The 7,132-nt window shown below is 31.4% G+C and carries 8 protein-coding genes; 2 read left to right on the forward strand and 6 right to left on the reverse strand.

The features are described 5' to 3' along the window. Positions 1 to 482: 482 nt before the first annotated feature. On the reverse strand, positions 483 to 893 hold the full coding sequence (locus B5E79_RS12925) for a GNAT family N-acetyltransferase (RefSeq protein WP_087243448.1): 411 nt from the start codon (positions 891 to 893) through the stop codon (positions 483 to 485). After that, positions 874 to 2,139, reverse strand: a complete 1,266-nt coding sequence (locus B5E79_RS12930) for an HD domain-containing protein (protein ID WP_087298322.1) — start codon at positions 2,137 to 2,139, stop codon at positions 874 to 876. The genes B5E79_RS12925 and B5E79_RS12930 overlap by 20 nt, the downstream gene beginning before the upstream one ends. Before the next feature lie 123 nt (positions 2,140 to 2,262). Between B5E79_RS12930 and B5E79_RS12935 the strand changes: the two genes are divergently transcribed. After that, positions 2,263 to 2,781, forward strand: coding sequence for a ferritin (locus tag B5E79_RS12935; protein WP_087243450.1), 519 nt, complete (start codon positions 2,263 to 2,265; stop codon positions 2,779 to 2,781). A 64-nt stretch (positions 2,782 to 2,845) separates the two neighbouring features. Then, complete coding sequence (locus B5E79_RS12940) at positions 2,846 to 3,658, forward strand: purine-nucleoside phosphorylase (RefSeq protein WP_087298323.1); 813 nt, start codon at positions 2,846 to 2,848, stop codon at positions 3,656 to 3,658. A gap of 24 nt (positions 3,659 to 3,682) precedes the next feature. Here the strand turns inward: B5E79_RS12940 and B5E79_RS12945 are convergent, their stop codons facing one another. The 4 genes from B5E79_RS12945 to B5E79_RS12960 form a co-directional block, all read right to left on the reverse strand. Beyond that, complete coding sequence (locus B5E79_RS12945; protein ID WP_158095508.1) at positions 3,683 to 4,594, reverse strand: NAD-dependent epimerase/dehydratase family protein; 912 nt, start codon at positions 4,592 to 4,594, stop codon at positions 3,683 to 3,685. Between the two features lie 59 nt (positions 4,595 to 4,653). Continuing rightward, positions 4,654 to 5,454, reverse strand: coding sequence for an ABC transporter permease subunit (locus B5E79_RS12950; RefSeq protein WP_087298325.1), 801 nt, complete (start codon positions 5,452 to 5,454; stop codon positions 4,654 to 4,656). Positions 5,455 to 5,460: 6 nt separating this feature from the next. Continuing rightward, positions 5,461 to 6,336 carry an ABC transporter ATP-binding protein gene (locus B5E79_RS12955; protein WP_087298326.1) on the reverse strand — a complete coding sequence of 292 codons (876 nt, stop codon included), beginning with the start codon at positions 6,334 to 6,336 and terminating at the stop codon, positions 5,461 to 5,463. Positions 6,337 to 6,517: 181 nt separating this feature from the next. Continuing rightward, a partial coding sequence (locus tag B5E79_RS12960; protein WP_206393216.1) for a PD-(D/E)XK nuclease family transposase occupies positions 6,518 to 7,132 on the reverse strand: 615 nt, incomplete at its 5' end.

The following is a 7,132-nucleotide window of genomic DNA, read 5'->3' on the forward strand; positions in this document are numbered from 1 at the left end:
AGCCACTATATCCATAATGACTGTTCTACCATGAAGATTTCTGTATTCATCCTGAATATGCCATTCTATAATGGAAATATCCTCTTCAAAAATGATATTGAATAATAATTCAATGCAGTGCTGATCATTGAAGATAACTTTCATAAAGATATCATCATAAGTCTTAATGCTTTCACAAATTCAAGATATTCCTGATTCATTTTGATTATTCCTCCTTTTATTTTTTATAGTTTCAATCTCCTAGATATTTAAGGAATGATAATCAAGAACCCTTCACTTATCTATATACGCATTATTTTGACATTTTTCTTTTTTCAGGACAAAAAAGTTAAAAAACATATCTTTCTAAAACAAATATACCACAATATTTGCTGATAGTAAATATTGTGGTATATGAAACATTATATATAGTTTCTATATATTCAAATGATTTTATTTTTCAAAAAAGTCAATGAACAACAGTTCATTGACAATGACACATATTATAATCTTTTTTCCATATGAATGTGAGGACAAAATTCATCTAAATATTCCTCACCATATGCTTGAAAACCGTTCTTTTCATAGAATCCCATAGCACCCACCTGGGCTGAAAGTTTAGCTTTTGGATAACCAAGTTCTCTGGCTTTCTTTTCTAGTTCATGTAAGATATAACTTCCTAAATGTTTATGTCGTTTTTCTGGAATCACTGCGATTCTCCCAAAAACAATATCTCCCTTTTCATCAAACATACGAGCACATCCTACAGGTGTACGATAATCATAAATAACCAGATGCCAACTATGTTCATCTTGTTCATCAAATTCATTTTGAAATCCCTGTTCTTCAACAAAGACTTTTTCTCTAATCATTTTTGCTTCTTCAGGAAGCTTATTAAAAAATTGATAATTCATCTTTAATCTCCTTTGGGAAAAATACTTTTTGATCTGATTTAAAACGTTTTGAATTTAAGATAGCTGAAACAATCTCAGATTTCATTGGTAATGGTGATAAACAACCTTCGCTATCTAAAATTTCAATTTCACTTAATTCTCCACTTTCACCATAATGCAAATATGGAATTTGTTTTTGATTATCACTGACAATATAATAATCCGGATGATATCCTTTGGCTTGGGCAATAGCTTTGATAGACACGAGATCTTTTTGACTTTTCAATTGTTGATATTTAAATAAATGACGATTTAAAAATCTTGATGACAGATCACTTAAAATGAAATCTTTTTCACGTGTAAATTCTTTAAAATAATATAAAATAACAGCTTCATCTAAATCAACAAAATCACTGACCTGAAAACGGTGTTCCAACATGGGAATTAAATAATGTAAATGGGTCTGGAAAACGTAACCATCATAGTATAAATCTTTGACTCTTTGAAAAATGCTTTGTAGAAGATGTTCATAACTACGAGCTGTCGGATGATAATACACCTGCCAGTACATATGGTATCTTGCTAGAATATAATTTTCAATGGCTTGAACTCCAGATTCTTTATACACAATTTTCCCATCACGAATACGCATTGTACGCAAAATACGTGACATATCAAAATGTCCATAAGTCGTTCCACTCATATAAGAATCCCTTAATAAATAATCCATACGATCAGCATCTAACTGACTGGATACCATTTGAATTAAAATGCGATTAGGATGTGTATGTTGAATAATACTTGCGACATCTTGTGGTAGTTGTTTATATAACGATACGAGAATATCGTGCACTTCACTTTCTTCTAAAATCATTCTGACTGTCATATCTTCATGATTTTCTTCAAAAACACCTTCAAAAGAATGAGAAAATGGACCATGTCCGATATCATGCAGTAATCCCGCACACATCACACAAAGCTTATCATAATCACTTAAAGCATTTGTTAAACACTCTGTTTCTAACATGCGTCTGACAACCTGATACACACCTAAAGAATGGACAAATCTTGAATGTTCTGCACTTTGAAAAACCTGATAAGTTCCCCCTAATTGTTTAATTCTTCGAAGCCTTTGCATTTCCTTAGAATTAATCAAACGCCAGATGATCAAATGATCAACATGAATATAATCATGAATGGCATCACGTATGACTCTTTTTTCATTAAGCTCAATTGATTGTAGTTTAAAATCCTCTTTAAAATTCATAGCCTCACCTTCTTATATATATTGTATCAAATTTTGATTCATAAAGTCCATAATCTTAAATGTTGAACATTGTTTTTGTATTCTATTAGGTATATAATGAGACATATAAGGAGGAATGAAAAAATGTTAGATCAAAAAGTTGCTGATTTATTAAATGAACAAATTAATAAAGAAATGTATTCTGCCTATTTATATTTGGATTTTGCTAATTTTTATACGCATAAGGGTTTAAATGGTTATGCCAACTGGTATAATATTCAAGCTAAAGAAGAAATGGATCATGCTATGGGTATTCTTCAATATTTACAGGATAATGATTATGCTGTAACATTATCTGCTATTGATAAACCTGATAAAGAATTAAATCATCTTGATGATCCATTAAAATATGGGTTAGAACATGAACAATATGTCACAAGTTTAATCCATACAATCTATGATGCTGCATATGAAGTGAGAGATTACCGTACAATGAAATTCTTAGACTGGTATGTCTCTGAACAAGGTGAAGAAGAAAAAAATGCAACTGACTTATTAACACAATTTGAATTGTTTGGTCATGATCCTAAATCACTTTATTCATTAAATAATGAATTAACTCAAAGAACATATACACAGGCAGCAATCTTAAATGCTGACTAAAGACCTCAAAAAGGTCTTTTTTTTCATGCACAGTTTGTTTATAATGAAAACAAGGAGGAGAGTTATGTATACAAAAATTAATGAAGCTTATGAATATATCCATTCTCGCTATAATGGAAAAATTGATATTGCGATTATTTTAGGATCTGGTTTAGGTCCATTGGCAGATGAAATTGAAAATCCAATCATTATTGATTATCAGGATATTCCTCATTTTCCAGTTTCTACTATTCCTGGACATGAAGGAAAACTTTATATTGGTACCATTGCTGGAAAAACAGTCTGTGCCATGAAAGGACGCTTTCACTATTATGAAGGGCATGATATGGATGTTGTGACATTACCTATTCGTGTATTTGCGAAACTAGGCATTCCTTATTTATTTGTTACAAATGCTTGTGGTGGAATTAGAGAAGATTTAAATCCTGGACAAATCACTTTAATTTCAGATCATATTGGATTTATGGCACCTAGTCCATTACGTGGCCCTAACTTAGATGAATTTGGTCCTCGCTTTAAAGATATGACAGAAGTCTATTCAAAACATTTACAGGAAATTGCAAAAAAAGCAGCCCAAAAAACAAATGTTTCTCTTAAAGAAGGTGTTTATTGTTTCTTTAAAGGTCCAATGTTTGAAACACCTGCTGAAATTCGTGCTTTAAAAGCAATTGGTGCAGACATGGTTGGAATGTCTACAGTTCCTGAAGCGATTGTCGCTAGACATTCTGGTATGACAACTTTAGGTATTTCACTTGTGACAAATAAAGCGGCTGGTTTAGGAAATAGTGAATTAAATCATCAGGAAGTCATGGAAGCTGCTAATCAGGCTGAAATCAATCTTGTGAAACTTGTCAAACAAACTATTCAAGATATGTAAAAGAAAACGATGAGAATCAAAATCTCATCGTTTTTCATTTTGACTAAAGACTGGATAAAAAGCCTGATAAGTCTTACTTAATCCGACATTTAGTGGAGTATAAGATAAACCTAATTCTTGAACAATCTTTTGTCCATTATAAGATTCCATTTCTTCTTGAAAAATAGGATATGGCAATGGATATTGTTGTTCAATGGCTTCAACTAAAGAATGTTCTTCTATACTGACATCAGGCTGACAAGTTTTAAGAATTTCATTCATAATAGAATAAGTCACTTGTTCATCATTAATAACATTATAAATAGTATTATAAGCTTTCTTTTCAACAACTTTTTCAATCGCACTGACAACATCTTTCACATAGACAAGCTGAAAAGTACACTGAGCATCCTTAATTGAAAATAGAGGCCATCCTTTCACTGCTCTTTCAATCAATACAGATTCTCTAGGTGCATAATTGAATGGACCATAAATATTGCCTGGTCTTAAAATGGTATAAGGAATATGATGTTCTTTTGATAATGACTGTAATTCTTGTTCTAATTGGATTTTTCCTAAAATATAAGCCCCTGTTTCTCCTTCAAACTGACGTGTTTCAAGGGGATGCTGTTCATCTTTGTCAAGACCTGTTTGACGCTGATACACATCAACAGTGCTGATCAATATATAATGACGAATCTGTCCAGGAAAAGACTGAATCACTGTTTGAATATCTCCTTTTTGATAAGCACACAAATCAATAACTGCATCATAATCTTCTTTTGGTAATTTTTGCCAGGCATCCAAATCATGACGATCCAAAATATATTCCAAGACACCATAATCTTTCATAGAATAATGTCCTCTATTAACCAATGTCATATCCCATTGCTTTGATAAAGACATGGTTAAAACACGTCCTAAAAAATAACTACCACCAATAACTAATACTTTCACAAATATCCCACCTTTGTCTTCATTATATAGAAAAACCATCATAGGCACAACATATATGCCTATAATGGTAAATCACGTTTTTTAAAAAGAAATTGTCCAATCCCAAACAACAACAAAGCACTCACAAAAAGTATAAATACATAAACAAATGCCTGATATTCTCCACTCGATAAACTTTGAGGATCAAATAAAGTTAAGGGTGTCAAATAATTAAGAATTTCAAATTGTTGACTGACATCAGATAACATTTGAATTAAAATAAACACAATACCTAACCCAGCACCAAAGCCAATAGATAACTTAGCTTCATTAAACAAAGCACAAGATAGATAACATAAACTTCCCAATAAACAATGGATACCTAACAATCCTATATTGACAGACAAAAAGGAAATCATATCTATACTCGCCTCTTTAACCGTCAACCACGCATAAATAGAAATAAATCCAAAGGCATATATCACAACAATAACCAATGCTGTTAATAAAACCATCAGCTGTGTCATCATGAACTGTTGGCGACTTAAAGGTGTTGCCAGTAAATAAGCCATAGATCCATGATCTACATATTTGCCAATCAAACGATAACATAAGATCACACTTAATAAAAAAGGAAAAACAATAAGTATAAATCCATATAGATAATTTGTAATAAAATCTAAAAGTGTTGTCGCTATGTTCATCATACCAAATGCCGCAAAAATTTGTGGCATAGATTTTGCTAATATTTCCAGACTACTATTCATATCTGGATCATACATAGCAATAATAATGCTTGAATACATAGTTATCACAACAAGAAAAAGCAAAAGAATTTTATAGTTTGATTTTAACTCTTTTTGATATAAAATCCAGGACATCTATCATCACTCCCCATAATATTGTAAAAAGATTTCTTCTAATGATTGTGAGCGAATATTTAAATCATTCACCTTATAATGAGATAAATCTTTAATAAAATCATCAATATGTCCTTGAAGCATTAAAGACACATAACATTCATTTTGCCTGGCATCAGGATATTTTTTCATAAATAAGTTTGCTTCCTGTAATGAACTGAATTGAATTTCATAATGTTTATAACGATTATGTTTAAGTTTTTCCATATCTTCAATAGCTACAATTTGACCAGCTTTAATAATAACCACACGATCACATATATTTTCAATCTCTTCAAAAATATGTGAAGACATAAGAATTGTCTTTCCCTGTTGTTTGAATTGTTTCATCAATTCTACAAACTTTAATTGCATTAATGGATCAAGTCCACTTGTAGGTTCATCTAAAATCAAGATTGGCGGATTTTGCATAAATGCTATGACTAAACCTATCTTCTGTTTCATTCCTTTAGACATACGTTTTATTGGAGCTTTTGCATCCAATTCTAAAAATTGCATCAATTCATAAGCATAACTCAAATCTTGCATTCCCTTCAGTTTAGCAATCAATTGAATAAAATCTATTCCTGTCATATCATCAATAAATGACATTTCACCTGGTAGATAGCCTACCATTTTTTGAATCTGAGCAGCATCCTGAAAACAATCTAAACCATGAATTTGAACAACGCCACTATCTGGTTTCATAAATCCCATCAAATGTCGAATCGTTGTTGTCTTCCCACTACCATTAGGTCCTAAAAATCCCAGTGTTTCTCCTTGTTTGATTTGAAAACTCATATTAAAAATACCACGTTGACATCCATAATCCTTTGTCACATGATCAATTGTTATGATATTCATTCCATTCCCCTCCCTACTTCTATTTTACTCTCTTGTCAATCTTTCACAATAAAAATATGATATTCACTTTTTAATACTTAATAAAATAAAAAAGATAATCATTTTCCATCATTCAACGATTATCTTTCTCACAATAGTATCAACTCATAGAGAGCCATAAATATTTATTTTACATTTTCACTTATGAGTGAATCAAGCGATAAAATTCTTCATAGCTGATATTCATTAAGATATGATCTTGAATTTTCTCTATCTGTTGTTCATTGCACTCCTTGACCCATTCAAAGTTCATGCCTGGAAATTTCTTCAACAGAATTTGAATAAGACTTTTCATTTCTCCTCTTTTTTCTCCTCGTTTTTCCAATTTTTCCATCATATCACACATAATTTTCTTTCCTCCTTCTTTTTGTTTAAAATATCTGACTCTTTTTTTCAAGACTTCATAATACATGTCTTCATGATTTTCACATCTTAAATCATGCATCAGCTTCCCTAAGGGTGTTTCATCTTCCTTGGTGGCATTCATATAAATGATATGTACCTTATCCTCAAATGCTTCTCCATCTTCCCCATACCTCTGGATATGATTTTTCAATCTGTTTGTTTCTAGAACATCCTTTTCACATATGAAAATAACATAAATTTCAGGCAACTTTTCCCATTTCTCATTAACATATGACAGACTGCTATCCAATATACTGGCATGGAACCTCGCCCTTAAGGGTGAAGCGTTCTTTAGACTTCTTTCCATTTCCACATCAATAATATTCCCATTCTCTGTTGAAGCCACTATATC

Origin of the sequence: Massilimicrobiota sp. An134, from assembly GCF_002160815.1 — a bacterium.
Lineage (GTDB): Bacteria > Bacillota_I > Bacilli_A > Erysipelotrichales > Coprobacillaceae > Allocoprobacillus > Allocoprobacillus merdigallinarum.